The sequence below is a fragment of the Kitasatospora sp. NPDC050463 genome (assembly GCF_040655255.1).
In the GTDB taxonomy this organism is placed as follows: Bacteria; Actinomycetota; Actinomycetes; order Streptomycetales; family Streptomycetaceae; genus Kitasatospora.
On record NZ_JBFAJO010000062.1, the window covers coordinates 29,406 to 55,848 of the forward strand.

Below are 26,443 nucleotides of genomic sequence, written 5' to 3' on the forward strand. Positions count from 1 at the left end.
CCCGGTGGCGGGCCCGCACGACTCCTCGTGCGGGCCCGCCGCCCGCCCGTCCTCACACCAGGTCGCTGCCGACGTTGCGCATCATCCGCCGCAGGACCCGCAGGGTGGTCGCGTAGTCGGCGTCGTCGACGCCCTCGTGGATCAGGTCGCGCCAGGCGGGTGCGTGGGTCTTGAGGGCGGCGCGGGCCGCGTCGCCGCTCTCGGTGATCCACAGCCGCCCGGCCCCGTCCTGAGTGACCCAGCCGAGTTCCAGCAACGCCTCGGCCTCGTCGGCCGGATCGTCCTCCGGGCGCAGGTAGGACTTCATGGCCTCGGCCAGCTCGGGCACGGTCATGCCGTGCCCGTCCGGCGAGATGTCTTGCTTCGACAGGTGCCGGAGCATCCAGTACTGGGGCTGGGTGAAGCCGAGTTCGGCCTGCCGGCGCCGGATGAACCCGATGATCTCCTGGTAGGCGACGCCGGTCCAGTACGCGACGGGCTGGGCGGCCAGCTCCTCCTGCGAGTACTCCTTGATCTCCACGGTGGTGGGCTCCTTCACGAGGTTCGAGGGTGTCCGGTCGGTAGGCCGGAACTGTTCCGGTACTGCGGTCCGCCACCGCCGGGCGTGCCGGTCGGCCGTCGGCCGCCTGCCGCCGGTGGAAGGGGGGACGGAGGTGCGGGCCCGGTGGGCTCAGGCCAGCACCGGGGTGGTCTGTGCGCTGCTGATCAGCCAGATCGGCCCGGGCGTCGCGTCGCCCGTCCCGGCAGGGGTGCCGTCCTCCTCGGTGTCCGACCGCCGGACGACGACGTAGGTCAGTCGCCCGGTCCGGGCGGGCAGCCGGCTGTCGGAACCGTCGCGCAGTTCCGAGTCCCGGTTGTCGAAGACGTGCTTCACGCACGCCACGATCGCGACGTCGGCGCCGAGGAAGCGGATGCCGTGGATCTCGGTCCTGGTGGCCACGCTCGCCAGGGGTGAGGCCAGGGCCTGTGCCATCACCTGGGCCAGCGTCGCCCGGTCGCCGACGTACCGGCCGCCGAAGTTGACGACGCTCGCGTCGGGGGTGTGGAGCGGGATGAAGCGCGCGGGGTCGCTCTGGTGTTCCTCGGCCAGTTCGACGAGTCGCCGGATGGCTGCGAGGTCGTTCTCCCGCTGGAGGTCGTTCAACGGAGTGGGTCCTGTTCTGTAGTCGGGTGGTTCGAGTCGTGACGCGTCGGCGTTCGCTTCAGGTCGGAGCCGAAGCCGGAGCCGAAGCCGAAGCCGGAGCCGAAGCCGGGGCCGGGGTTGGGGTTGGAGCCTGAGCCGAAGCCCGGTCGGGGTCCCGGGGCCCCACCGGTCGAGCGCGGCGTACGCGGGCCGCCACTGCTCCCGGTACGCCCGCCGGACCGGTTCGGGCAGCGGCGCGAGCACCGCCGTGACCGTTCGCTCGTCGGCGCCGTCCAGGAGCCAGGGCAGCAGCCGGTCGGCGTCCGCCGCGATCCGCCGGGCGTGCACCTGCTGGAACCGCTCCCACTGCTGCGCCGTCACCACGGCCTGGACCAGCGGGAACGTGCTCTCCTCCGCATGGCGGAGGTGTCCGCCGACACCCGTGACCAGCGCGTCGACGAGGTCACCGAGCAGGACCGGATCGGTGCTCGGCTCGGCGAGCGCCTCGTCGACGGCACCGATCAGCGAGCCGATCGCGGCATGTTCGGCCTCCATCGCCTCCAGCAGCGCCAGGTCGTAGGGCCGGCCGGTCAGGGCGTGGCGCAGCACGGGCCAGAGCGCCGTGTCCTCGGCGCCGTGGTGCACGCGCAGGGCCCGCCGGAGGAGCTCCCAGCCGGCCGCGCCGCGCAGGACGGCCCGGAGGGTGCCGTCGCCGAGGGTGGTGACCGCGGCGAGGTGCCGCAGCTCCCGGCGCAGCGCGTCGTGCACGAGGTACGTCGTTTCCATCGGGAGTCGGTCGCTCAAGGCCGTCGATCTCCTGGTGCCGGGCGCCGGTCAGGTGCCGGACGGGGTCGGGCGACCGCGCGGCGGTGCGGTCGCGCCCGGGGCCGGGTGGTTCATCGGTGTCCGCATGATCGGTTCCCTTCGAAGAGTTGGCGGGTGCCGACCGGCTCGGACTCCCGGCTCCGGCCGGCCCGCGGTCCGGCAGCCCGGTCCGCGGCCCGGCCGACCCCGTCGCCCGCCCGGCCGCCTTTGAGCTCAACCGAGCCTGTGTGCACGTGGGTTGGGCGGGTGGTCGAGGGGTCCGTCGGGGTGTCCTCCGGGTACCTCCACCTTCCACCCGGGCCGCTTCGCGATCAACGTAGACTTTGCGAGCTGATCGATAACCCGGGGGTTATTGCGGGGGAGGGGTGCCATGGAACTGCGGGACATCGAGATCTTCCTGGCCCTCGCCGAGGAACTGCACTTCGGCCGCACCGCCGAACGGCTGCACATCTCCCAGGCACGCGTCAGCCAGGCGATCAAGAAGCAGGAACGGCGGATCGGCGCCGCCCTGTTCGACCGCACCAGCCGCAGCGTGACCCTCACCCCTGTGGGCGAGGTCCTGCGGGTGGAGCTCCAGCAGGCCTACGACCTGATCCACGGCGGTCTGGCCCGGGCGACCGAGGCAGCGCTGGGCGTGCGGGGCACGCTGCGGCTGGGCGTCATGGGCGTGCTGGGCAGCGAGCTGCGGCCGTTGATCGACAGGTTCCGGGCCCGCTACCCCGACTGTGACGTCGACATCGTGGAGATCCACTTCAGTGACCCCTTCGCCCTGCTGCGCACCGGCGGGGCGGACGTGCAGTTGCTCTGGCGGCCCGTGCACGAACCGGACCTCACCGTCGGTCCCACCGTGCTGACCGAGGGCCGCGTCCTCGCGGTCGCGACGGGCTCCGAGCTGGCCGGCCGGGAGTCGGTCTCGATGGAGGACCTCGCCGGCCGGACAGTCCTCGACCCGGGCCCGCTGACCCCGGACTACTGGTTCGAGGCCATGGTCCCCAAGGTCACCGAGAGCGGACGCCCCGTCCCGCGCGGGCAGGTGGTGCGGACCTTCCACGAACTCCTCGCCCAGCTGGCCGCCGGGCAGCTGATCTGCCCGCTCAACGCCCATGTCCGCCGCTACTACACACCGCCCGGCATCACGTTCCTGCCGATCCACGACGCGCCCGCCACCCAGTGGGCGCTGGTCTGGCCCACCGCGGCCGAGAACGCCCGGCTCCGCGCCTTCGTCCAGACCGCCACCGACGTCGGCCCCCGTCCGGTCAGCGACCGCGTCGGCTGAGACGCGTACCTGACGATCGGTCGACTCTCCCCGGCGAGGGCGAACCCGGCGGCACGGCGCCACGGCGAGCCGGGGCCGGGCGGCGGCGCCGCCCCGCTTCAGGTCCCGCCGCGGCGCCCGACGAGGTCGGCGAAGTACTGGCGGTCCCGCAAGGTCGGGGGCAGCGGGTGGCCGAGCAGGACGTGCAGCAGACCCGCCGCCAGCAGGGCGCCGGAGAGGAGGCGGATCCCGTCGACCGCGGTGGCGGCCACCCCGGCGAGCGTGACCGTGACGGCCAGGCCGGTGAGCGCGAAGAGCGAGCGCACGTACGCGTTGGTGGACGGCCCCCAGAAGAACAGGCCGGTGTGGGCGCAGTGGCGGATCAGCGGGCGGACGCGATCGGCGAACTCCGGTCCGGGACTGTCGCGGTAGTCGCCCTCGTGGGCGACCACACCGTTGGCGACCGAGCCGCCGGACACCGAGGAGATCGCCACCACCTCGCGGTTCCGGCCGGTGTCGGCCAGGTAGATCAGGGCTCCGATGCCCCACATGGTGGCGCGGTAGCCACCGCCGGAGAGTGCCACACCGATCTTCGTCATGGTCAGACCTCCACGGTCGTGCCCGCTTCGGAGTGGGCCGGGTAGACGGCGGTGTAGCCGAGCGTCCGCTGCTGCTCGGGGCCGGCCCACGGCTCCGTCGTGTCGCTGAGGTAGTTGAACACCAGCTCGGGTGGCCCGGCCGTGCGGTCCGCCGCGCCGATCATGCGCAGCACGGCCGCCTCGTCCGGGTGCTTGAACTTGTCACCGTTCGTGGAGATCAGGAAGCGGCGGGTGGTGAGCCGTGCCAGCAGGTCGTCCGTCGTGTTGGCGGCGCTGCCGTGGTGGGGCACCTTGAGGGCGTCCACGGCCAGCCGGTCCGCACCGCGCTCGGTCAGGAGCCGGTCCAGGCCGCGCGCGAGGACGTCGCCGTGGCCGTCACCGGTGAGCAGGACGCGGTGCTCGCCGAGCTCCAGCAGGAACGCGATGCTCGATCCGTTGGGCACCGAGCCGTCCACCCGCTCGCCGCCGAGGAGGTCGTCGGCGAGGCCGCGCAGGTCCTTGCGCCGGGCCAGCCGTTCCAGGGCCTCCTCGGGGTGGCCGGGGGTCACCCCGAGGCCCTTGAGGACCTTGGCCCATTCCCGTCGCAGGGCGGCCAGTTCCGGTCCGCCGGGGGACACCACGGTGGCGCGGGCACCGCCCGGCAGCTCGGTCGAGGGCACCGCCCGCCGGTCCGCGACCCGGACGGCGGGCGCGTCCTGCCGGCCGGTGCGGAAGGCGGTGTTCCAGGCGAGGCGCTGGCTGCCGATCAGGGCCTGGAGCATCTCGCCCTGGTCCGCGCCGAGCAGGTCGGCGTCCTGGGTGAGCTGTGGCCAGCCGTTGAACCAGACGTCGCCGATCGACAGCCCGAGCCGGGCGCGGTCCTGGAGGAGGCGTACGACGCCCTCGATGTGGTCGGCGTCCACATGCGTCACGACCAGGACGTCCAGGCGCCGGTCCCGCTTCGGCAGTGACTCCACCCGGCCGAGGACGGCCCGGTAGGTGGTGCTCGGCCCGCCGTCGACGAGCATGCGGTGGACCTCGCCGCCGGGCCCGGGCCACTCGATCCACAGCGCGTCGCCGTGCGCGGCGGGCAGCATCTCCACGGTGATCACGGTCCACCTCCGGCGGGGCGTTCGTCGGTGGGGCCGCTGTGTGCGGGGCCCGCTCCCGCAGGGCCCGCTCCCGCGGGGCTCTCGACGAGCCAGCGGGCGTCGCCGAAGGCCACGATCGACATGGCGAGCGTGAACCCCAGGGCGAGCAGCCGGCGGCGGATGTCCCGCACCAGTGCGCCGATGCTCTTTCCGTCGTTCGCCCGGTCGGCGAGCATCGTCGCGGCGATGGTCGCCATGACGGCGGCCTGCCGGCCCAGCGTCGGCACGAGTGTCCCCACCACGACGGGGGCACTCTCCTGGAGGAACTTCGCCGCCACGTTCTGCCAGCTGACGTCGGCCTCCGCCATGGTGCAGCCGAGGAGCATGACGATCGGGCCCGTGTCGCCCTCTCGCAGGTCGGACAGGATGTCCTGGCGGCCGATCAGGACGGACGGCAGCCTGCTCGGCCTCATCCTGTTGCCGATCTCCAGCACGATGGTGTTTCCCTCGTCGCGCCCGTGGTGCGGAAGGGCCAACAGCAGCGGCGGGCCCTGGGTGCGGACCACCTTCCGCCACGCCCGCCAACTGGCCGCCGTGTGAAGTCCGTTCACCCCGAACGAGGCCTGGAGAGCCCGGGTCGTGGCCGTGCGGTCCGCCGCGCGGACCTTGTTGCTCGCCGCGAAGAGCACGCTGTCGACCGGACGCAAGGGCCTGCCCTCGTCCGTCGCGTCCGGTTCGACGACCGTCCCCGCGAGCCTGTCCCGCTCCACCCGTCGCTCGATCTCCATGCGGATCCCCCAGAACCCGAGCGGGCAGACCGTCCGGCGGCCGGGGCCGGCCGCGGTGGCGGCGCGGCCGCAGGAGCACGTACCGGTCGCGAGGGCCTCCCGCCAGTGGGCACAGAGCCTGGCACCGTCCCGCGGGTACCCGTAGTCGTAGACGAACTCCACCGGCCACAGCTCCGCCGCCTCCGCCGAGACGACCTGGAGGAACGTGACGTCCTTCAGCGTGCCCAGACCCAGCCTCACCAACTGGTCGAACAGGGTGCTGCCCTGCTGGGCGAGGCCGCGCAACAGGTCGTCCGGCGCGTGGTCGCCGGGCTCCTGCGCATCGACGTCCCGGGCGAGGACATCGCCGAGGTGCTCCCGGATCCGGGCCCTGAAGTCGTCGAGCCCGTCGAGACGCACCGGCGTGCTCTTCCCTCCCAGACGGATGTCGGCGCTCTCGCCGCTCTCGACGCGGATGACCGCCCGGCGGTCGCCGTCGTGGCGGGGCGCAGTACCGGGGGCGGTGACGAGGGAGCTGAACAGCTCGCCGTGGACGGTGATCTCCTGTCCGGCGACGGGCCGGTCCGCCGGCCCGACCGGGCCGACGAGCTCCAGCCGCTGCAACAGCCGGTTCTCGTGGTAGACCCTTGCGCCGCAGCGGATCTCCTGCTCGCCCGGCCCCACGGAGACCGGGAAGACGGCCTCGCTGGAGGCACCGCGGTCCGGCAGGACGATCTTCCTGGGCGCATGCCGGCTCGCGGTGGCCCGGTCCTCGTAGAACTCGACCAGGAGACGCGCCCCCGCTCCCCGGTAGGTGAGGTTCTCCTCGGGGAACTCCGCGGCCAGCGCGTGCCACTCGGCGCTGCCCGGGCCGACCCGGAGGTGGACGTCGTGGACGGCGCCGGGACGGAACGCCTGGCGACGCTGCTCGCCCGTCGCCTGCACGGTGACGAGCGCCTGGAGGAAACGGGCGCCGGGCCGGGCGGTCGCCGCGCCGGCCGGAACGGCCTCCCGCCCGGCATCGGCGCCGTACGGCATCGCCGGTGCGGGTGGGAAGGCGGGCTCCGGTTCCGGTGCCAACGGTCCCGTGGGCGGGCCGGGAGCACGTTCCGGCTCGTCCAGAAGCTGGAGGGGGTCGGACAGCTCGGGGCGCTCGACCAGTTCGGTGTGGGCCACGGTCAGCCGGGAGCCCGCACGTGCCGCCGCCTCGTCCAGGGGGAGGCCGTCGGACAGCGCGCGGACGAGCCGGTCGAGCCAGCCGGCGGCGTCGGTCCCGGAGAAGTCGGCGACGATCCAGCCGGAGGCGCCCAGCGTGCGCACCGCGGCATCGAGCCGGGCCAGTTCGCCACTCCCGGGAGGCCGCGGGACGCACCACAGCAGGCAGGTCGCGCGGAGACCCGGCGAACGCGGGCGGGGCCAGTTCGTCCGGGTCGGAGACCACCAGGAGGTCCCAGCCACCGCCCCGTTCACCGGGGCTGTCCGTGTCGACGAGCGGTGCGATGCTCCGGTCGGACCGCAGCCCGTCGAGGAGCCACCGGGCGCCGGCCGTCACGGCGCCGACCCGCAGCGGCCGGTGCCAGTGGGGCGCCGGCTCCAGGGTCTGGTCCGCGACGAACACCGACTCGACGGCGGGGCGTAAGGTCCCTAACCGCGCGACGAGCGCGAGCCGGTGGGTGGGCGGCACGTCGTGCAGGGCGAGCCGGACGGGGGTGGCGTCGTCGACGGCATCGTGCCAGGCGAGGGCTAGGTCCTGCTGCAGTTTGACGTCCCCGACGACCCGGGTGCCGGCCTCGCGGGGGAGCCGCCACGTCCACGGCTGCTCCTGCGGCAGTGCTTCGAGGGCGCTCACCGGGGCCGTGTCCTCCTGGTCCACCAGGCCCGCAGCAGCCAGGGCTTCCGGGGCGATGGAGAGGATGTGGTGCAGCTCAGTCATGGCGAGACCTCGTCACCGGCTCCGAAGGGAGACCACCCGCGACTCAGGCCGGTCTCCCCACCCTTCCACCCTGCCACAGGTCGGGAGGTCGGCGCGGGGTGCCGGCCGGGGGCAAGGACTGAGCCGTCAAACGTTGAACCGTCGAGCAGTTGAGGCTGCCCGGCCCTTGTGCGTGGTCGCGCGGCGGCGAGGGCCCGTTCGCGGTTGCGCGTCCTGCTCGCCCGTGCGGCGCGCCCGGCGGAGGCGGCTGGGTTTCGCCGGATCACCGGACCACCGGGCCGGCCGGGAGGCGATGCGGGGGGAGTTCCGCGGATCGATGCCGAAAGGTTACCTCCGGGGGTGTGACACCTCGGGCGGTGTTGGCGCTGAGGGACATGAGACGGCCACGGCCGGTTCGATCGGACCGGCCGACCTCTTACAGCTCCCACCCCTGATAGCGAACGGTGACCATGCACGCTTCTCTCACCACCCGCGCCGTTTTCACGGCAGCGGCTGCCGGCCTCATGCTCCTGCCTGCGGCGCCCTCGGCCTTCGCCACCGCCGGCACCTACACCGTCCCGGTCCACCAGGACCTTCCCCTCACGGCTGCCGGCTTCGGTGAGCACGAGGCGAAGTGCGGGTCGATCGGTACCGACCAGGACGGCTGGCACTTCGTCCTCCCCGGCAACTCGACGGACTTCGTCAAGCTCACGGTCGCCTTCGACAACGGCGCACCGCAGGTGGTCACCGTGTTCGGGCCGCCCACCACCAAGCACGCCTACGTCGCGTCGGCGCCGGGCGCCAAGCTGACCTCGGCCAGCGCCGAGGTCACGGGCGGCGAGGTGAAGTGGTTCAACCTCTCGCACACCTGCCCGGCGGTGAGCACCTCCCCGCGTCCGACGCCGTCCACGTCGGCGCCGTCGACCCCCACCACGCCGAGTGCCTCCGTCTCTCCGAGCGCCTCCGCGACGCCGAGCGCCTCCGTCTCTCCGAGCGCTTCCACCACGCCGAGCGTCACCGCGACGGCGTCCATCTCGGCGTCGGTCACCGCCGGGGCGTCCTCCAGCGCCACGGCGACGTCCACCCCCTCGACCGGTTCGGCGGTCGACGCGGCTGCGGGCGGTTCGCCGTCACCCTCCGCGGCTGCGGTGGGGAGCGATTCGGGCAGCCTGGCCTCGACCGGCGCGAACGTCGGCATGACTCTGCTCGCCGCCCTCGGGCTGGTCGGGGCGGGCACCGTCCTGGTCATGCGCCGCCGCAAGGCGGGCCAGCACTGACCTGACCCCTTCGGGGTCGGGCCAGCACTGACCTGACCCCATCGGGGACGGTGCCGGCAGGGCGGGCCACCCGGCTCGCCCTGCCGGCACCGGCTGGACACTGTTGATCAGCAAGCAGACGGGCCGTCACCGGCGTTTCGGTGACGGCCCGTTGCGGGTGGCGTGCTCACGCAGGAGGGTCGGCCAGGCTCGTGAGGGCCTGGTGTGCGCGGCGGGTGGTGCGTTCGGCGCGGCTCTTGAGTCGGAGCGCGCGCATGAGGCGGTGCTTCTCGGCCTCACGCAGGCGGTTGTCGATCGTCGCCCGTGCCAGTTCGAGGTGGTAGGTCATGGTGGCCCCCTGTCTGGGGTGATCCGTTGACATCGCCGTGATGCCAACCCCTCGGACCACCCTCTGTGCTTCAGACTCTATACCCAAATACAGTCTGGAGCCTTGCATTTTGTGGTCTGTTCAGACAATCGCCTACTGATTGAAGGGGAAGAGGCCAGTTGGCTCCCAGCTCGGCACGGCGTCGTGCCGAGCGTCGTCTGGTGATCGGGCCCGCGGCCCGGTCGCCTCGGTGCCTCAACGCAGCCCCGGGAGGCCGAACGCCTGCCCGAGGCTGCCCTGAGGGTCGGTCACTTCCGCCAGAACAGGTGGTGCGTCACCCCGCTCGGGCTCGGAACGACGTCCAGGTGGAACCGGTCGAGCAGTTCGTCGGGGGACTCCCAGAGCCGTACTCCGGACCCGAGCTTCACCGGCGAGACCGCCACGTGCAGGGTGTCGACGAGGTCGGCGTCGAGGAACTCCCGGATGGTCGTGGCCCCGCCGCCGAGTCGGACGTCCTTGCCCTGTGCCGCCTCCCGGGCCTGTTCGAGGACCGTGGCAGGGTCGCCGTCGACGAAGTGGAACGTGGTGTCGGACAACGTGAGCGAAGGACGCTTGTGGTGGGTCAGGACGAACACCGGGGTGCGGAACGGGGGCTCGTCGCCCCACCAGCCCTGCCACTCGTGGTCCTGCCAGGGTCCGCGCTGGGGGCCGAACTTGTTGCGGCCCATGATCTCGGCGCCGATGTTGCGCGCGTAGTCCCGCGTGAGGTGGTCGTCCAGACCCCGGCTCCCCCCGGGGGCGGTGCGCATGGGCCAGCTCGCCGTGGCGCCGGCCCAGGCGAACAGCCTCTCGGGATCGACATGGCCGAACGGCCTCTCGAAGGTCTGGTCCTCCCCGGCGCCGATGCCGTCACTCGAGACGTTGAAGTTCTGGACTCTCAAGAGCTGAGCCACGTTTTCCTCCTGTGATGGGGCGACAGCAGTGATGGGACCGCCCGGACCGGGCAAACTCATCGCCGCCCCGGTGACCGGTCGGAAGTCTGCCAACTGGTCCACCGGGTAGCGGGATTCGCGCGTCCGGGGCAGGCACCTGTGGGTGGGGCGTCCGCCCCTGCAGAGCCTTTCACAACCTGTTCGGTCATTTGAGGAGGCTTGAATGAGCAGTCGCGGACGGCGCATCGGGGCCGACGCGATGGGCTCAGGCGTGTCAACGACTCCTGGAGATCGCCCTTTTGCCGCTCTCCGAAAGTTGACCCCGGCCGGCCGTGACGGCGTTGGACACCGGAGTGACGCGCCTTTCGGTTCGGCGGAGGCCCGTGTGCAGTGCTTCACCGCGTCGAACTGTCACCCGCCGTGAGGAGTCCGTCGTGCTGTCCGTCGACGAGACGGCGGCCCATCGCCGCCCGCTCCGAGGCCCACCGGCCCACGGAATCGCACTGGAGTGCCATGCTGTGCTAAGTTTTTTGTGAGCAATCGTTCAACTACGGAGGGGTGGGGATGGGACGCAAGCAGCTCTGGGACCAGGACGAGGTGCTGGCCTCGGCCATGCGGCTCTTCCGTCACCGGGGTTACCTCGGAGCCTCGCTGCGGGACATCGAGGAGGCCACCGGGGTGCACCCGGGGAGCCTGTACCGGACCTTCCAGAGCAAGGACGGCCTGTTCCGCGCCGCTCTCGACGCCTACAACGAGCGGGTGGTGCGGGGCCGGGTCCGGGCCCACCTGCTGGAGCCGGCCGACCCCCTGGCCGGGATCCGGTCGTTCTTCACCTCGGCGATCGAGACCGGCGCCGAGCCCGACCCGGGCTGCCTGCTCACCAACACCGCCGTCGAGTCCTTCACCCTCCCGCAGACCGCCACCGGCGTGCACCACGGACTGGCGGCGATCGAAGGCGGCTTCGCCGACGCGCTGACCCGCGCGCGGCGCTGCGGCGGCACACCGCCGGACCTCGACGTCGCAACCACGGCCGCCCACCTGCTCGCGCTCTACCAGGGCCTGCTGGTGCTCGTCCGGGCCGGCCTGCCCCGCACCACACTGCACGGCGTCACCGACGGCGCGATGGCGTCGATCGGCTCCTTGAGGACCTCACGAAAGCAGGACGACCATGAGTGACACCCAGCGGCTCTGGAACGACTACGCCGCCTGCTGGTCGGCCGCCCCCGCCGACCGGCTCGCCGCCCTCGGTGCGGTCGCGGTCGACGGGGTCGCCTACCGCGACCCCGGGACCGAGGTCGGCAGCCTGGCCGAACTCGCCGCCTACATGACCGGTTTCGCCGGAGCCTTCCCCGGTCACCGGTTCCGCATCGACGAGGTGCTGGAGCACCACGACCGCTCCCTCGCCCGCTGGACCCAGCTGGACGGTGAGGGCGGGAGCGCGTCGACCGGCATCAGCACCGCCCGCCACCACGAGGACGGACGCCTCGCCGACATCACCGGCTTCTTCCTCCCGGCCTGACGAACCCGCCCGGGAACTCCTGGGGTTCGGATCACGGGGTGTTCACGAGTGGGGCTGACCGGGGTGCGGAGAGGGCAGCCGAAGATCGCTCCCGCGCGGCGAGTGATCGTCTCCCGAGGACCGAATCACCGCTGATCGGAAACCGGTCCGGACTGCCTCGGTGGATACCTGTCGGCCTTGTCCCCGCGGCGGTCGTCTCGTCCTCGCTGTCGTTTCCCGGCCCGCCGTCGTGAGGGTCTGAGAAGCTGCCGTTCGGCACGGGACGGTGGGTGACGAGGGGAGTCGGTGACGTGGGGTTCGAAGGTGAGGTCTGGCGGTTGGTGCGCCAGGAGGGGTCGGTCGGCGAGATCGTGATCGACGAGGCCGACTTCCCGTGGCTGCACGGGCAGTTCCTTCCGGGGCCGGCGTTCATGGATGTGAAGCCGTGGTTCGACACATCGCTCGCTCTGTTGGAAGCGGAGGACTACGAGCGGTTCGAGGAGGCGTACGACCGGATCGCCCGGTCTCTTTCGCTCGCCGGGCCATCGGGGCCGGTTCCCGAGTTCCTGCTCCACATCCAGGACGACCGGGCCTGGTTCCGGTGGAGCGATGAGCCCTTCGAGGATGCGTGAGCCGGAGATGGCCCCGCTGACCTGCCAGAACCTGACGGGGTGAGGTCTTCGAGCGTCGGTCGGCTGCCCCTGGATCGGGGGTCGGCCGCCGCTCTCGTGGGGAGGTCGGCGGCCCGCGCGGTCAGCCGGTGTTCCGGGCCTGCCGGCCGACGAGCCCGGTCAGTGCGGCTACGGTCGTGCGCGGTGGCCGGCGCAGGTCGCGGTCCGGACGCAGGACGGTGCGGAACGCGGCCCAGGTGAGTGCGCCGAGGACGAAGCCGTAGGCGGAGACCAGCCCGTGCCCGTTCTCCTGGGCGAACCACATCGCCAGCCCGAGCACCGGCACACCGAGCGCGAGCAGCCGGTTCTTGCGGACGGCCTTGCTGCGCGCACCCTCGTCGTCGAAGCGCTGGGCGGCACTGCCGTGCAGCAGCAGCGCGGCGGCCAGCGTCGCGCCCAGGAAGTACGTGGCGCCGGAGCTGCCGGCGAAGTTGCGGGGGTCGGTGCTGTGGGAGGTCTGGCCCCACAGTTTGTCGATCTGCTCCGGCAGCAGGATTCCCGCGGCGAACAGACCGAGGGTCAGCGGCGCGCCCCAGAACCAGTCGGCGAAGGCCGCGACGGCGGCGAGGGTGGCGATGTTCCAGGCCGACCCGCCGAAGCCGCCGTTCTGCATGAAGACCGAGGTGACCACGCGCCACCAGCCGGACTTGGCCGGATCCGCGTCGAGTGCCCCCATCGCCCCCGACCAGCAGAGCTGGAGGGCCACCGCGCCGAGCGCGATCCCGGTCAGGCCGACGGCCGTCCAGGGGATCCGTCGCCCGCCCAGCGTGCTCTGGCCGACCAGGGCCAGGCCGCCGTTGAACATCAGTACCATCAGTGCCGCCGTGGTCACGTTGAACAGCACGATGTCCATCGTCACCACCCCCCTCCGAGCCGTGTGCGATCTTGCTGATCATGACAATAGCGCGACCGGAGGCATTTTCAAACACTGTTTGAAAGCGCCTTCCTCGGCGGCAGGGACCGCCGGTGACACCGGGTTCGTGTCAATGAGGCGGTGCCCGTCGGGATCTGCGGCTACCGTGCTCCCGTGACCGGCTCTGTGCGGCGTCCGCTGCTGTTTCTCGATGTCGATGGACCACTCATCCCGTTCGGCGGGGCGGCCCAGGAGTATCCGACGGGTGCGACGGACCCTGAACCGCTCGATGCGGCGGCGAATCCGCTGCTGGCCAGGATCAATCCGGAGCACGGGCGCCGACTGGCCGCGCTCCCGTGCGAGTTGGTCTGGGCCACGACCTGGATGGCCGACGCGAACGAGTGCATCGCTCCCCGGATCGGCCTGCCGCAGCTGGCCGTGGTCGCCTGGCCGGAGCCGTCCGACAGCGATGACCAGGACGAACGGCGCGGACTGCACTGGAAGACCCGTGCCCTGGTCGCATGGGCGGCGGGACGCCCGTTCGTCTGGGTCGACGACGAGGTCACCGCCGTCGATCGGGCCTGGGTCGCCGCGAACCACCAGGGGCCCGCCCTGCTCCATCGTGTCGATCCCCGCCTCGGTCTGACCGATGGCGACTTCGCGGCGATCGAGTCGTGGCTGCGGCAACTGCTCTGATGCCCGCCGGAGCAACGTGAAGGGCCTGTGGGAAGGCCCCGGCGGCAGTGTGTGGGGACGGCCCGCCGCCCTCGGGGCGGCGGGCCGGTGGTGGTGGCGTACCGGTGGTCGGGAGTCCCTCACCACGCGCACCGCCTCGGTCGGTGGCGGTCGGGTCAGCGCCGCACGCTCCACGACAGGGTGTCCGTCAGGGAGGTGCGCAGTTCGGGGTCGATCACCGCGGACGTCGGGTCGGTGGCGACGGCGGTGAGCCGGTGGCGAAGGCTCTTCGGGCCGATGAGGTGCAGCTCGGAGACGGCGACCGCCGCCCGGTCGCGCCAGGCCGTCACCTCGTGGTCGTCGAGGTACCAGCGCAGCCGGGTGCCGGGGGCGGGCAGCTCGATGGTGAGCCGGTCGGCCGGGGTGAGGAGGGTGGTGGTGGGGGTCGGGCTGGCGAGGGCGGCGGCGTAGCGGTAGAAGCCGGCGATCATGGCTTCGCGGCCGGGGAGGTTGAACTCGCGGCCGAGCGATCGCATGATCGAGTTGTCGGTGGGCCGGTAGAGGCCGGTCGGGTAGTAGCCGCCGCCCTCGTACACCCCGACCGTCCCGCCGTCGGGGGAGGTCCGGCCGAGCCAGCGGTACCACTTGCTGCGGGTGCGGCGCAGCTGGTCGGCGGTCAGCGTGGTGATGTTCGCCTCGGCGGGTTCGTCGCCGTTGTAGGTGCCCTGGCCGTCGTAGGAGTACTCGTCGGCGAGGAGGCCGAGGGAGTGGCCGGTCTCGTGGACGGCCACCTGTCCGGAGCGGTCGTTGCCGCCCGACACGGTGGCGATGCCGGAGTACCCGAGCGGTGAGACGACGTCGTTGTAGCCGGCGCCGCCGTACTTGGCGCTGTTGGCGACCACGAGGACGAGGTCCGCCTGCGGGGCCTTGGCGGCGTAGCGGTCGACGGCGGCGGTGTCCACGCAGAGCAGGCGCTCGACGTCCTCGCACCAGAAGTAGGAGCCGAGGGCGGTCTGCCGGACGGTGGCGCGGTCCGGGTCGCCGGAGACGCCGGACTCGGTGGAGACGGCCTGGACGGCCCAGACGTTGAAGAGTGAGCGGTAGGTCGTGTAGGGCTCGACGGCGGTGATCTCCTGCCACTTCGTGGCGGCGTCGGTGAGGAACTTCTCCTGTTCGGCGGCCGTGTAGCCGTCGCCGATCACCACCACGTCGAGCTTGCTGTCGGTGCTGCCGTTGCGGATGACCGGGGTGACGGTGCCGTCGCCCGCCGCGGGCCCGGCGAGGGGCTGCGGGGAGGCGAACGGGGAGGCCGCGGGCACCCGGGCGCGGCTGATGCTGCCGTCCTCGGCGAACGCCTCGACCTGGTGGCCGGCGCCCCGGCGCGCAGCATCGGCGCTGGCGCTGGCGCTGGGGGTGGCGCTGGCGGACGTGGCCGGACGTGGCGGTTCGCCGCCGGCGGCCGCGGCGGCGGCGGGCACGGGGCAGGAGCAGAGGGCTGCCAGGGCCGTGACGCCGGCCAGGGTGGTGGTGAGGAATCTGCCGTGACGCACGAGGGGACCTCCGGGGGTGGACCGACAGGGGCGGGGGTGAACCGGCAGGGCCGGTGACGGCCCGACAGGCAAGGGCGGAGCGAGGCATGGCGCTGGGTGTTAAGTCGATGGATAATCAGACTCAAGTGAGGAGTTAATGTAGAACACTGTCGAGTCCACGACAATGGGTGCGGCAGGAACGGCAGAAACCCGACGGAAGGGGCGGTCATGACCTCGGAGCAGGATCCGGCCGGCATCGGGCAGCGCGTCCGACGGCTGCGCAGGGAACGCCACTTGACCCAGCGCATGCTCGCCGAACCGGCCTACACCGCCGCCTACGTCTCGACCGTCGAGGCCGGCCGGGTACACCCTTCCGAGGCCGCGCTGCGCCACCTCGCCGAACGTCTCGGCGTCACCTTCGACGAGCTCGCCACCGGCCGACCGGCCCACCTGGCCACCGAGCTGGGGCTCGCGCTGACCGAGGCGCAGAGCGCACTCGCCGACGGCGACATCACCGAGGCGGCCCGCCGCTTCGCCGCCGTCCGGGACCGCGCCGAGCACTACGGGGTCGAGTCCGTCCGGCCCACCGCCCTGCTCGGCCTCGGCGACTGCGCGCTGGAGGCCGGCCGCCTCGACGAGGCCAGGGAGCACTTCGAGGAGGCGGAACGCCTGCTGGCCGACGAGCCCCTGCCGCGCCGCGCCGCCGCGATCCGGGGGCGGGCCGTGGCGCACCTGCTGGCGGGCGAACTTCGGTACGCCTGTTACCTGTTGGAGACGGCCATCGACCGCCTCAACGGCGGCGGACTACACGACCCCGACGCGCTGCTTCTGCTGTACTCGGCCGCCATCGGCCCCTACATGGACATGGGCGCCCACGCCCGGGCCGCCCAGGCCGCCGAGCTCGCCCTCGCTCTGGCGCCCGGTGCCACCGACCCCGCGCTGGTCGCCGGGCTGCACCGGAGCGTCGCCCGTACGTTGATCGCCGACGGCCGGGCGGCCGAGGCGGACGCCTCGCTGGCCAAGGCGCAGGCGCTCTACCAGCGCCTACGCCTCACCTCCGACCTCGCCAAGTGCCACTGGATGCGCGGCTACGTCCACGCCCAGGCCGGCGACCTCGCCCGGGCGGAGGACGAACTGCGCACCGCCCGCGCCATGCTGGCCTCCCGGCAGGCGGAGCTGTTCACGCACCAGGTGGACGTCGAACTCGCCGACGTACTGCGCCGCCGTGGCCACCACGCGCAGGCCGACGACCTGCTCCGGAGCCTCCTCGACCGGATCGGTCCGGACCGCGGCGCCGTCCACGCCGCCGGGGCGCACCGGCTGCTCGGACTCATCGCCGAGGAGCGGGGCGAACCGGACGCCGCCGAGGAGCACTACGGCAGCGCCCTCGCCCTGCTCGAACGGGCCGGAGCGGCGGGCGACCTCGCGGACCTCTGCCGGCTCCTGGGCGATCTGCTGCGCCGCACCGGCCGGGTCGAGCGCGCCCTGGACGTCTACCGGACCGGTCTCGGCCACCGCGCCGCCCCGGGGACGACGACCCTCGGCCCGGCGCCCGCGGCGCCGCCGATCCCCCGCTGATCCCGGAGCTGATCCCCCTGGTCCCGGCCACCCCGCTGATCCCGGCGGCCGGTAGGCAGGTGGCGGGGGCGTAGGGCGGCCGACAGGCACCCGCGCCGCGGCCGCCGCCACGAAGGGCGGTCGCCGCGGGCGCGGGGGCTGCCCGGTCAGTCGTGGAAGTCGCTCGGCCGGACGCGGTAGACCTGCAGGTTGAGGCCGTAGTACTTGGTGGTCTCGCCCACCCACTCCATCCCGAGCCGCTTCGCCATCGCGATGGCGCGGGTGTTGTTCGGCCGGGCGACCGCGAACAGCTCCTCGGCCTCCTGGGTGAACGCCCAGGCGATCAGGGCCCGGCCGGCCTCGGTGGCGTAGCCCTTCCCCCAGGCGTCGGGGGCCAGCTGCCAGCTCATCTCCAGGTCGTCCTCGTACGGCGGCAGCAGCCGGATGCCGAGGCCGCCGACGACCGCCCCGTCCTCCTTGCGCTGCACGGCCCACCGGCCCCGAGGGGGCGGCAGGTTCGGCTGGGCCTCCTGCCAGGCCTGGAGTACCGAGCGCATCGCCGCCACGTCGACGACGCGATCCATCGCCGGGGTCAGCCAGCGTGCGACATCCGGCGAGCCGTAGATCGCCAGAGCGGCCTCGGCGTCGTCGGGGGACCAGTCCCGGACGATCAGCCGATCGGTGGCCAGCGAGATGTCCATGGGCCGGAACCTCCTCGCGCTTCCTGATGCACATCATCCCCCTGCCCGCCGGTGTGTGCGCGAGGAGCCCGCGGCCCTGTGCGCGAGCAGTTCGCGGCCCGTGCAGATCCTGCGTCGGCCGCGCGGGTCCGGCGTCGGCCGGGGTTGGCGCGGGCGGTACGGGGCATGGGACAGCCACGCACGGGTCAGGGGGCACCCACGCACGGGTCAGGGGGCCCCACGCAGGTGTCGGTGAGGTCCCGAGGGGGAGACATGGCGTATCTCGTCGAGCTGCCGGTCGGCGCGGCGGACGGCCGGCCGGATGTCGTGAAGGTCGAGATCGAGCAGACGGCGGAGGGTCTGGTGCAGGTCGCCCGGCCGGGCCAGGTGGTGGCGCGTGCCACCCGGTCGCTGGGCGAGATGCTGGCCGGGGTGAGGCCGGTGGCCCAGGACTTCGTGGACGGCTTCCGCGACATGGTCGACGCGCCGGACGAGATCGGTGTCGAGTTCGGGCTGTCGCTGTCCGCGGAAGCGGACGTGGTGATCTCCAGTACCTCGGCGCAGGCCAACTTCAAGGTCTCGCTGACCTGGCACCGGGCCCCGGACGACGACGCGGGCGGGGGCGTTCGGCCGGTACCGGCGGAGCCCGCGCCGTGACACCGCCGGGCACCGGGCCCGTCGAGGGCGCCGGGGCGAGGTCGCTGGACGCGGCGGTGCTGCGGGTCCGCGATGCGCTGAGCAGGCCGGTCGGTGCGGGCTTCCTGGTCGCGCCCGACCTGGCCCTCACCTGCGCGCACGTGGTCTCGGCGGCGCTCGCCGGCCAGGGCGTCGAGCCGGGGGTCGGGTCCTGGGTGTTCGTGGACCTGCCGTTGCTGCCGGCGTCGTCGGGGGCGGGCGAGCCGGCCGTGACGGGTGTGATGGCGGTCGTCGAGCACTGGGCGCCGCGGACGTCGGAGCGCGGTGGGGACGTCGCGGTGCTGCGGCTGGCCGCCCCGCTGGCCGGCGCCCGCCCGGTCCGGCCCGTCGAGACCCGGACCGAGAACGTCTGGGACCATCCCGTGCGGGTGTTCGGGTTCCCGGTCGGACGGTCGGACGGGGTCTGGCACGCTGGTGTGCTGCGGGATCGCCAGGGCGGTGGGTTGCTGCAGGTCGACCTCGCCGCCGGGGGCTACCGGGTCTCCGGGGGGTTCAGCGGGAGCCCGGTGTGGGACGCCGACCTCGGCGGGGTGGTCGGCATGGTGACGATCGCCGAGGCGACCGATCCCCCGGTGAGCTACCTGATCCCCACCGACGGTCTGATGGCGGCCTGGCCCGAGCTGCGGGCCGTCGCGCTGCCGCCGTCGCCGTTCCGCAGTCTGACCTCGTTCCAGGAGTCGGACGCACCGGTCTTCCACGGCCGGGACGCCGAGAGCGAGGAGGTCGCCGTCCTGACGGCCCGCGAGCGCTGGGTCACCGTGGTCGGCCCCTCCGGCTCGGGGAAGTCCTCGCTGGCCATGGCCGGGGTGGTGCCCCGGCGCCGGGCGGCCGGGGCGCTGACGGTGACCCTGCGGCCGGACTCCGGCAGCAGGCCGCTGTCGGCGCTGGCCGCCGCGTTGCTGCCGCTGCTGGAGCCGGAGCTGTCGGCGACGCAGCGCCTTGAGCGGGCCCCCGTCCTGGCCGCCGTGCTGGCCGGGCCCCAGGGCATGGCGGACCTCGCACCCCGGCTCCTGGAACGCCACGGCGCGAGCCAACTGCTGCTGGTGCTGGACCAGTTCGAGGAGTTCCTGGCGCGCGGCCGGTCCGCCGTCGACGAGCTTGCCGCGGCGCTGTTCACCGACGCCCTGCCGAACACCGTCCGCGTCCTGACCACCCTGCGGGCCGACTTCTTGGAGGCGGCGCTCTCCCACCCGCGCCTCGGCCCGGTCATCGGCCGGCAGGTCTACGCGCTCGGCCCGATGAGCCGCGAGCAGCTGCACCAGGTCGTCACCGCGCCGGTCGACGCCATCGCGGGGGTGCGCTACGCGCCCAACCTGGCCGAGCGTCTGCTGGACGACACCGGCGCCGAGCCGGGCGCGCTGCCGCTGCTGGGCTTCACCCTCGACCTGCTCTGGAAGCGCCAGGACGGTGGCCTGCTGACCCACCAGGCCTACGAGGCGCTCGGCGGCGTGAAGGGCGCACTGGGCGGCTACGCCGACGACGCGCTGCAACGGAAGGTCTCGCCGGAGGAGGGGACGGTGGCCCGCCGCCTCTTCACCCAGCTCGCCCGGGTGCCGCTGGGCTCGCTGTCGGCCACCCGCCGGACGGCCCTGCGCACCGACCTCGGCGAGGACGAGTGGCGCGTCGCCCGGCTGCTCGCCGACGAGCGGCTGCTGGTCACCGGCCGCAGCGCCGAGGGCGTGGAGACGGTGGAGCTCGCGCACGAGGCGCTGATCAACGCCTGGGACAAACTGCGGGCCTGGGTCGAGGAGGACCGTGCGTTCCTGGCCTGGAGGGAGGTCCTGCGGCACGACCGGGACCGCTGGGAGCGCGGTGGGCGCCACCGTGATCTCCTGCCGGACGAGACCACGCTGGCGGGCGCCCAGCCCTGGTTGCACGGCCCGGTCGGGTATCTGAACGAGGCCGAACGGGACTACCTGGAACGCGGCCGCGTCCACCGGCGCTCGCGCCGACGGAGGCGGCGGGCGGTGGCCGCGGCGCTCTGCGTGGCGGTGCTGGGCGCCATGTCCGGAATCGGGCTCACCGTACGACAGATGGACGCCACCGAGCGGGAGCGGGACGCCACCGCCCGGCAGACCTCGGTCGTCGACTCCAAGGATCTGGCCGCGCGGGCGCAGGCCCTCGGCAGTACCGATCCCGGCCTGGCCACCCGGCTCGCGATCGCCGCCCACCGGACGTCCCCGACCCAGGAGGCCGCCGCCCAGCTGTACGACCTGGGCGGCTCGCTGATGAACAGCGTCGTCGGCGAGGCCGGGAGCGGGGTCCTCGTCGTCGCGACCTCCGCCCGGGCGCCCCTGGCCGCGGCCGTGAACGAGGACGGGGCGGTGCGGGTCTGGGACCTCACCGACCCGGCCGCCCCGGTCCTCCGTTCGACGGTCGAGGTCGCTCCGACGGGCATCGCCCTCACCCCGGACGGGTCCCACCTGGCGGCCTCGTGCGGTCAGGAGGGCGGCCTGTGCCTGTGGAGCCTCGCCGACCCCGGGAAGCCCGTGGTTGCGGCCCGGCTGCCGTTTCCGACCGACCCGGGGGAGGAGGAGACGAGCGTCACCTCCGTGGCCGTCAGCACGGACGGCACGCTGCTCGCGGCCGCCTCGGGAAACGGCGACACCCGCCTGTGGTCGATCGCCCGGCCCACCGCCCCCGAGCAGCTCGCCCGGCTGCGCAACCCGACCGGCCTCGGGCCGAAGAGCCTCGGCGCCGTCGCCTTCTCGTCCCGGGGAGGCCTGCTCGCCACCACCGTTCTGGGCGGCAAGACCCAGCTGTGGGACGTCGCGAACCCGGCGGATCCGGCCAACCCGGCCGCCCTGGAGACCGGGTACAAGTCGATCGCGTTCAGCCCCGACGGCAGCATGCTGGCCGCCGGCAGCCAGCGGGAGGTGGGTCTCTGGCGCGTCGGGGATCCGGCCCACCCCGACGCCGTCAGGGTCGCGATGGAGGGCTCCGCGAACGTGAGCGCGGTGGCCTTCAGCCAGGACGGCCGCCGACTCGCCTACGGCGGGACGGACGTGAAGGACCCGAAGGGTGATCTGTGCGTCGCCTCCGTGGCCCCGGATGCCCTGAGCGTCCTGGGGTCCGCGGAGTCGACCTGCATCAAGACGGCCGCCGGCATCCAGGCCATGGCCGCGACCGGGGCCGGCGGGCTGGTGACCGCGGGCGCCGACGGCGTGGTGCGCCGGTGGCGCTCCCCGGCGCGGCAGGTCGACGAGGCCCGGTTGCCGGGTGGGCTCCCGTCCTGGTCGTTCAGCCCGGACGGACACCTGATGGCCGCGCCGCAGCAGGTGGCGGCAGCGTCGCCGACCCCGCGGACTCAGTCCGTCGGGCTCTGGGACCTCTCCCCGGCCACGGGCCCCGTCCTCCTGGCGACCCTGCCGGTCTCGGTGCGGAGCACCGCGTTCATCCGTGCGGGCGCGCTGCTGACCATCGGCTGGGACGGCGAGGTCCAGCTCTGGAACGTGAGCGATCCGAACCACCCGGCCAGGGCCGCCTCCCTGGGCACCGCCGACTTCCCCGCCGCCCCGTCAGGGGTCGGTGACCTGATCATCACCTTCGGGGTGACCTGGGACGACGGTGGCCACCTGATGGCGGTGATCCGTGGCGGGGCACTCCACCTGTGGCGGGTCAGCGACACGCTCGACGCGGCGGAGGTGGGCTCGATCCCGGCCCCCGACGCCGGCGGCCACGACGCCGGTGTGCTCGGCCACGGCCGCACGGCCTACCTGGCGACCAAGAGCGGCTTCGACTGGTGGGACGTCAGCGACCCGGCGAAGCCGAGGCGCACCGGCTCCTCGGCGATCAAGCCCCCGGACGGTGTCACCGACCCCGGTGACGCGCTGAACCTGGGCTCCGCGCTCTCCCGGGGCACCCCGGCCGGCACGGTCCTGGCCGTCACGAGTACACCGGACACCACGTGCAAGTGCGCGGCCCTGGAGCTGTTCCACTTCGCCGGCGGCGGCGAGCCGACCTCGCGGGTGACCGTGCCCGGGGCCTTCAACGACGCCCTGGGACTGAGCGGCGACAACCGGCTGCTCGCCGCCGGTGGCAACAGCGGGAACACGGTCTCCCTCTGGGACATCGCCGACCCGCAGCACCCCCGCCCCCAGACGACCATCCAGACGGTGCAGGACGTCAAGGGCATCGAATTCGCCCAGAACGGCACGCTCATGGCCATCTGGAACAGCACCACGCTGGAACTCTGGGAGGTCCGCAACCCCACCGCCCCCGCCCGGGTGGCCTCCGTCGCCAACCCGAGCGGCAACGCGATCCGGGCCGTCGCGCTCGTGGCGACCGGTCCCACGCTGCTGGTGGCCTCCAGCCGAACCGTCTCGCTGGTCGACGCCGACCCCGCCAGGCTCGCCGACCGGCTGTGCGCCTACAGCACGGGGGCCATCAGCCCCTCGCAGTGGCAGCGCTACGCCCCCGCCATCGCCTACCGGGACCCGTGCCCGAAGCGGTAGGTGCGCAACGGCCCAAGGCCGTCCTCACGTCCGGCGAACACCCGATCTGGTGGACCGCCGGCCGCAGTCCTATGCTCGCGCTGTGACTACCGAGTTGATCGTCCCTGGGGCGGGGCTCGCCCTCAACGGGCTCGCCACCGCCTTCGACATCCGTCATACCGCCAAGTGGTGGCAGCTGATCAACCACCAGTACCGCCGCAGCGATGTGACGTTGCGGACGGTGAAGCTCATCGGAGCGGTTCACGCCGCACTCGGCGCGGCCGCCCTGACCGTCGGGCTGGTGTCCTGACGGCCGGTGGAAATCCCCGTGCCCTCCTCATGCCACGGTGCTCGCACTGGTCGAGTGCTTCGTGGCCGGAGCGCGGGGCAGGCCGGAACATGTCCGAGCCGACCCGACACGTGTGCTCCAGCCCTTCCGGACCGCGCCGGCCCGCACACCGCCCGCGCCGGGAGATCCGGGCGCTCGGGGGGTGCCACGACGGCTCGGGGCACGCCAGACTGACGCCATGCTGATCTCTGCCCGGCGTGACCGGCCTCTGCTGCGGTTCTGGACGACGACCCGCGCCAACTTCTATGCCGATGACCAGGCGGCCCGGTGGACCGCGCGGGCGGCCTGGCTGCTGGTGACCGCGTCGGCCTTGCTGGTGCTGATGTTCACGGTGGTGTGGGGCGCGCTCGTTGCCGGTGCGCCGTCCGGCACGGTGGCCGTGCTGATGGTGGGCCTGACCCTCACGGTGCCGACCGTGTCGATGGTCGCCGTCACGTCCGGGCCGAGGGGCCGGATGGGGGCGCCGGTGCTGACCGCGCTGGTCCTGACGGGCGCCGTGCTGGCCGGCTTCTGGCTGAGCTGACCCGGGCCGGGAGCGGCGTGGCGCCCCGGGCCGCCCCGGCCGGAGCGCGAGGGGGCTCGCGCTCCAACGAGGAGACGCTGCGCTGCCTGGAGATCGCGGACTCCAGCCTCGCGGACGGCGCCCGGGCGCAGCAGTGGGCGTGCGCCCGCATCGCCACCCAGTTGTGGGACGCCGTGGTGTGACAAGGCCGTTGGGGCCGGCCGGCCCGCTCGGAAGCGTCAGGACGATCGGGCGGGCGGCGGCAACGGTCATACAGACAGGCCGGTCACGAGAAGTGGATCACGACGGGCCGTAGCCGGTGGCCTTGTGGTCCTGCGAGCATCGGGCAGGACGGCGGCCCCGACGGCCTCCACCCCAGCGGCACTCACCACACGGGGTCCTCGGTTTCGGTGAGCCGCAGGCTCGCCTGCCACAGGAGAAGTCGGGCCTCGTTGTCATATGCCTGGGAATGTGCGCGTGCGTTGCGGGTGTGGTCGTAGAAGCGTCCGGTGATACCGGCGAGTGCCGGATCGGTGACGAGCCGGTGGGTGGCGGTCACTCCTTCTTCCAGCGTGTCGATGCTGTGTCCGGTCTCGGCAAGGACGATCTTGGTCGGCATGTAGGTTGCGGGGTGCAGACTGTTGACCGTGACCTCGTCGGCGGGCAGGCGTGCGGCAAGTTCGAAGCCGGACGCGATCTGGGCGAGCTTGCTCTGGCCGTAGGCTCGGATGCCGTCGTAGTCGCGCTCCAGCATCAGATTCTCGAAGTCGAGTGGGTGCTGGCCGAGGGAGGCGACGTTGACGATGCGGGCCGGCGCTGACGCGCGCAGCAGCGGCAGGAGTTCGAGGGTGAGCAGGAAGCCGGCGAGGTAGTTGACCGCGAAGCGCAGTTCGTAGCCGTCGGCGCTGGTGCGGCGGGTGCGGCCGTCCGGTTGGCCGCCGCCGATGCCGGCGTTGTTCACCAGGACGTCGAGCCGGTCCACCGAAGCGCGAACCTCAGCGGCCATGCGGCGGACCTGGCCGAGGTCGGCGAGGTCCGCGGTCACGGTCCGGGGCCTGGATGCGCCGCGGGCCGCGAACCGGTCCGCGATGCGGTCGAGTTTGGCCTGGCTGCGGCCGTGCAGGATCAGGTCGGCGCCGTCGGCTGCCAGGCGTTCGGCCAGGGCCAGGCCGAGGCCGTCGGTGGCGCCGGTGACGAGGATGGTGCGGGGAAGGGTCATTGCTGGTCTCCCAGGTCGATCGCTGTGTTGCTCGGGGGTGGCGCAGCCCCCGTGAGGGTGGCCGTGAGGTCCTCGACGAGGTCGTCGCCCATGGGCTGGCGCGTGGCCAGGAGGCGGTACCACAAGGTGCCGAACACGATGTCCAGGACGCCGGACTCGGCAGGACGGGGCGGCAGGTCGCCCCGGGTCCGGGCCCGATCGAGGACCACCTGGAGCGCGTCGCGCCGACGCTGCAGAAAGGCACTGCGGAAGAGTTCGCCGAACTCCTCGTTGATCTGGGCCTCCGCCATCAGGACGCGCAGGATGTCGACGACACGCTGTTGGCGGCCGAGCCGGAACGTGTCCCCGAGGAAAGCCCGTAGGTCGTCGGTGTAGGAGCAGTGGTCGGCGTTCGTGACGTACAGATCGGCTTTCACGGCGAGTGCTTCGAGGAGCACGTGGGCCTTGGAGGGCCACCAACGGTAGATCGTCTGTTTGCCGCATCCGGCGCGGTTGGCGATTCCCTCGATCGTCAGGCCCGCGTAGCCGACCTCGCCGACCAGTTCGAACGCCGCGACCAGGATCGCGATCCGGCTCTCCTCGCTGCGCTTGCGTCCCGGGCGTGACTCCGACGGGGGTTGCTTGTCCATGACCATGGAGGCTAGCTTAATGCGAGACGCAGCGGTTCGAAATAAGGGGACGCCATGTCCCGGCGCACTGCCCTCGTGGTCGGGGGAACCTCCGGCATCGGGCTCGCAACGGCCCGCCTGCTCCAGGCACGTGGCGCCATGGTGCACATCGCCGGCCGCAGCAAGGAGCGCCTCGACGCCCTTGCCGTCACCGACGCCGACCTGGTCGGGCACCGGGCCGACGCCGGTAGCCCCGACGAGATGAGCGCACTCGCCGAAGCGACCGGCAGCATCGACTGGCTGGTCCTGGCGGCCGGCGGAAGCGAAGGGCCGGGGCCGGTAGCCGATCTCGACCTGACGATGCTGCGACGCGCGTTCGAGGCCAAGTTCTGGCCCCACGTCACCACGATCCAGGCGGTCCTGCCGCACCTCACACCGGACGGGTCCATCACCCTGCTCAGTGCCGTCACCGCGCGGACCGGCATGCCGGGAACCGCCGGCATCGCCGCCCTCAACGGTGCCGTTGAGGCCCTGGTCAAGCCGCTGGCCGCGGAACTCGCTCCGATACGGGTGAACGCCGTCTCTCCCGGGCTCGTCGACACGCCCTGGTGGAACGGCCTGCCGGAAGACGCCAAGCACGAGTACTTCGCACAGACGGCCGCCGCTCTGCCGGTCCGCCACATCGCCTCGGCACAGGAGATCGCCGAGGTGGTGGCCCTGGCCGCCACCAATGCCAACCTCACCGGCACCATCATCGAGACCGACGGAGGGGCGCGTCTGGTCTCGCTCGGCTGACCCGCTCACCGCGCCGTGGTGTCCTGCCCCTGCCCCTGCCGCGGCACTGGCCTCGACGGAGCGGAACACCGGCTCTCGAAGCCCAACACCGGGGTGGCCCCGGGGGCGGTTCACGCTCGGCGAAGACCTTCTCGGCGACGAGCGTGGCGTTGATGGACCGTGGCATCGCGCAGCAGCCGTCGCCACCGGCACGGCCGAATGATCCATCCCCGAGGGACTTCCAGGCGAGACCACGTGGGGCGGCGCGCCAACGACCCCGCTCTCCACCCCGGCCCCAGCCGGAGCCGCGGTCAGAGCCGCTCCACCTCCCG

25 protein-coding genes are annotated in these 26,443 nt (G+C 72.9%); 13 read left to right on the plus strand and 12 right to left on the minus strand.

Annotation, left to right across the window (positions count from 1 at the left end; genetic code table 11):
- Positions 1–52: 52 nt before the first annotated feature.
- Both AB0J08_RS30805 and AB0J08_RS30810 read right to left on the minus strand, forming a co-directional pair.
- A complete protein-coding gene (locus AB0J08_RS30805) occupies positions 53–520 on the minus strand; it encodes a MarR family winged helix-turn-helix transcriptional regulator (RefSeq protein ID WP_360641160.1) in 468 nt (155 codons plus the stop codon).
- 150 nt (positions 521–670) lie between these two features.
- Positions 671–1,927: a hemerythrin domain-containing protein gene (locus AB0J08_RS30810; RefSeq protein WP_360641134.1), complete on the minus strand. Its 1,257-nt coding sequence runs from the start codon at positions 1,925–1,927 to the stop codon at positions 671–673.
- Between the two features lie 391 nt (positions 1,928–2,318).
- On the opposite strand from AB0J08_RS30810, the gene AB0J08_RS30815 reads away from it, so the two are divergent.
- A complete protein-coding gene (locus AB0J08_RS30815) occupies positions 2,319–3,224 on the plus strand; it encodes a LysR family transcriptional regulator (protein WP_360641135.1) in 906 nt (301 codons plus the stop codon).
- A gap of 98 nt (positions 3,225–3,322) precedes the next feature.
- Here the strand turns inward: AB0J08_RS30815 and AB0J08_RS30820 are convergent, their stop codons facing one another.
- From AB0J08_RS30820 to AB0J08_RS30830, 3 genes are read right to left on the minus strand one after another with little or no spacing between them, the layout of a single operon-like run.
- Complete coding sequence (locus AB0J08_RS30820; protein WP_360641136.1) at positions 3,323–3,802, minus strand: hypothetical protein; 480 nt, start codon at positions 3,800–3,802, stop codon at positions 3,323–3,325.
- Positions 3,803–3,804: 2 nt separating this feature from the next.
- On the minus strand, positions 3,805–4,893 hold the full coding sequence (locus AB0J08_RS30825; RefSeq protein ID WP_360641137.1) for a hypothetical protein: 1,089 nt from the start codon (positions 4,891–4,893) through the stop codon (positions 3,805–3,807).
- Positions 4,890–6,959 (minus strand): hypothetical protein, encoded by a 2,070-nt coding sequence (locus AB0J08_RS30830; RefSeq protein ID WP_360641138.1) that lies wholly within the window; start codon positions 6,957–6,959, stop codon positions 4,890–4,892. Before AB0J08_RS30830 ends, AB0J08_RS30825 begins: the two co-directional genes overlap by 4 nt.
- 1,116 nt (positions 6,960–8,075) lie before the next feature.
- On the opposite strand from AB0J08_RS30830, the gene AB0J08_RS30835 reads away from it, so the two are divergent.
- Positions 8,076–8,828, plus strand: a complete 753-nt coding sequence (locus tag AB0J08_RS30835) for a hypothetical protein (RefSeq protein ID WP_360641139.1) — start codon at positions 8,076–8,078, stop codon at positions 8,826–8,828.
- Between the two features lie 166 nt (positions 8,829–8,994).
- Here AB0J08_RS30835 and AB0J08_RS30840 read toward each other — a convergent pair whose 3' ends face one another.
- Positions 8,995–9,156: a hypothetical protein gene (locus tag AB0J08_RS30840; RefSeq protein ID WP_360641140.1), complete on the minus strand. Its 162-nt coding sequence runs from the start codon at positions 9,154–9,156 to the stop codon at positions 8,995–8,997.
- A gap of 287 nt (positions 9,157–9,443) precedes the next feature.
- Positions 9,444–10,088 (minus strand): dihydrofolate reductase family protein, encoded by a 645-nt coding sequence (locus AB0J08_RS30845; RefSeq protein ID WP_360641141.1) that lies wholly within the window; start codon positions 10,086–10,088, stop codon positions 9,444–9,446.
- 543 nt (positions 10,089–10,631) lie between these two features.
- On the opposite strand from AB0J08_RS30845, the gene AB0J08_RS30850 reads away from it, so the two are divergent.
- From AB0J08_RS30850 to AB0J08_RS30860, 3 genes are all read left to right on the plus strand, one after another.
- Complete coding sequence (locus AB0J08_RS30850; protein ID WP_360641142.1) at positions 10,632–11,243, plus strand: TetR/AcrR family transcriptional regulator; 612 nt, start codon at positions 10,632–10,634, stop codon at positions 11,241–11,243.
- Complete coding sequence (locus AB0J08_RS30855; RefSeq protein WP_360641143.1) at positions 11,236–11,586, plus strand: nuclear transport factor 2 family protein; 351 nt, start codon at positions 11,236–11,238, stop codon at positions 11,584–11,586. Before AB0J08_RS30850 ends, AB0J08_RS30855 begins: the two co-directional genes overlap by 8 nt.
- 290 nt (positions 11,587–11,876) lie before the next feature.
- Positions 11,877–12,197, plus strand: coding sequence for a hypothetical protein (locus AB0J08_RS30860; RefSeq protein ID WP_360641144.1), 321 nt, complete (start codon positions 11,877–11,879; stop codon positions 12,195–12,197).
- 121 nt (positions 12,198–12,318) lie between these two features.
- On the opposite strand, the gene AB0J08_RS30865 is transcribed toward AB0J08_RS30860, so the two are convergent.
- Positions 12,319–13,089 (minus strand): hypothetical protein, encoded by a 771-nt coding sequence (locus tag AB0J08_RS30865; protein WP_360641161.1) that lies wholly within the window; start codon positions 13,087–13,089, stop codon positions 12,319–12,321.
- 174 nt (positions 13,090–13,263) lie between these two features.
- Here AB0J08_RS30865 and AB0J08_RS30870 point away from each other — a divergent pair, with 174 nt between their 5' ends.
- Positions 13,264–13,785, plus strand: coding sequence for an HAD domain-containing protein (locus AB0J08_RS30870; RefSeq protein ID WP_360641162.1), 522 nt, complete (start codon positions 13,264–13,266; stop codon positions 13,783–13,785).
- A gap of 155 nt (positions 13,786–13,940) precedes the next feature.
- Here the strand turns inward: AB0J08_RS30870 and AB0J08_RS30875 are convergent, their stop codons facing one another.
- Positions 13,941–15,314, minus strand: a complete 1,374-nt coding sequence (locus AB0J08_RS30875) for a M64 family metallopeptidase (RefSeq protein ID WP_360641145.1) — start codon at positions 15,312–15,314, stop codon at positions 13,941–13,943.
- Between the two features lie 207 nt (positions 15,315–15,521).
- On the opposite strand from AB0J08_RS30875, the gene AB0J08_RS30880 reads away from it, so the two are divergent.
- Positions 15,522–16,871, plus strand: a complete 1,350-nt coding sequence (locus tag AB0J08_RS30880; RefSeq protein ID WP_360641146.1) for a tetratricopeptide repeat protein — start codon at positions 15,522–15,524, stop codon at positions 16,869–16,871.
- 146 nt (positions 16,872–17,017) lie between these two features.
- Here the strand turns inward: AB0J08_RS30880 and AB0J08_RS30885 are convergent, their stop codons facing one another.
- Complete coding sequence (locus AB0J08_RS30885; RefSeq protein WP_360641147.1) at positions 17,018–17,551, minus strand: GNAT family N-acetyltransferase; 534 nt, start codon at positions 17,549–17,551, stop codon at positions 17,018–17,020.
- A gap of 252 nt (positions 17,552–17,803) precedes the next feature.
- Between AB0J08_RS30885 and AB0J08_RS30890 the strand changes: the two genes are divergently transcribed.
- The 5 genes from AB0J08_RS30890 (at position 17,804) to AB0J08_RS30910 (ending at position 23,713) form a co-directional block, all read left to right on the plus strand.
- A complete protein-coding gene (locus AB0J08_RS30890; protein ID WP_360641148.1) occupies positions 17,804–18,187 on the plus strand; it encodes a CU044_2847 family protein in 384 nt (127 codons plus the stop codon).
- On the plus strand, positions 18,184–22,680 hold the full coding sequence (locus AB0J08_RS30895; RefSeq protein ID WP_360641149.1) for a trypsin-like peptidase domain-containing protein: 4,497 nt from the start codon (positions 18,184–18,186) through the stop codon (positions 22,678–22,680). The genes AB0J08_RS30890 and AB0J08_RS30895 overlap by 4 nt, the downstream gene beginning before the upstream one ends.
- Before the next feature lie 82 nt (positions 22,681–22,762).
- On the plus strand, positions 22,763–22,969 hold the full coding sequence (locus AB0J08_RS30900; RefSeq protein ID WP_360641150.1) for a hypothetical protein: 207 nt from the start codon (positions 22,763–22,765) through the stop codon (positions 22,967–22,969).
- Between the two features lie 217 nt (positions 22,970–23,186).
- Positions 23,187–23,531 (plus strand): hypothetical protein, encoded by a 345-nt coding sequence (locus tag AB0J08_RS30905; protein ID WP_360641151.1) that lies wholly within the window; start codon positions 23,187–23,189, stop codon positions 23,529–23,531.
- Positions 23,532–23,548: 17 nt separating this feature from the next.
- A complete protein-coding gene (locus tag AB0J08_RS30910) occupies positions 23,549–23,713 on the plus strand; it encodes a hypothetical protein (RefSeq protein WP_360641152.1) in 165 nt (54 codons plus the stop codon).
- A 182-nt stretch (positions 23,714–23,895) separates the two neighbouring features.
- On the opposite strand, the gene AB0J08_RS30915 is transcribed toward AB0J08_RS30910, so the two are convergent.
- Both AB0J08_RS30915 and AB0J08_RS30920 read right to left on the minus strand, forming a co-directional pair.
- Positions 23,896–24,729: an SDR family NAD(P)-dependent oxidoreductase gene (locus AB0J08_RS30915; RefSeq protein WP_360641153.1), complete on the minus strand. Its 834-nt coding sequence runs from the start codon at positions 24,727–24,729 to the stop codon at positions 23,896–23,898.
- The gene (locus AB0J08_RS30920) at positions 24,726–25,364 is read right to left on the minus strand and encodes a TetR/AcrR family transcriptional regulator (RefSeq protein ID WP_360641154.1); all 639 of its coding nucleotides are present in this window, start codon (positions 25,362–25,364) and stop codon (positions 24,726–24,728) included. The genes AB0J08_RS30915 and AB0J08_RS30920 overlap by 4 nt, the downstream gene beginning before the upstream one ends.
- Before the next feature lie 48 nt (positions 25,365–25,412).
- Here AB0J08_RS30920 and AB0J08_RS30925 point away from each other — a divergent pair, with 48 nt between their 5' ends.
- Positions 25,413–26,132, plus strand: a complete 720-nt coding sequence (locus AB0J08_RS30925; RefSeq protein ID WP_360641155.1) for an SDR family oxidoreductase — start codon at positions 25,413–25,415, stop codon at positions 26,130–26,132.
- Positions 26,133–26,443: the final 311 nt, after the last annotated feature.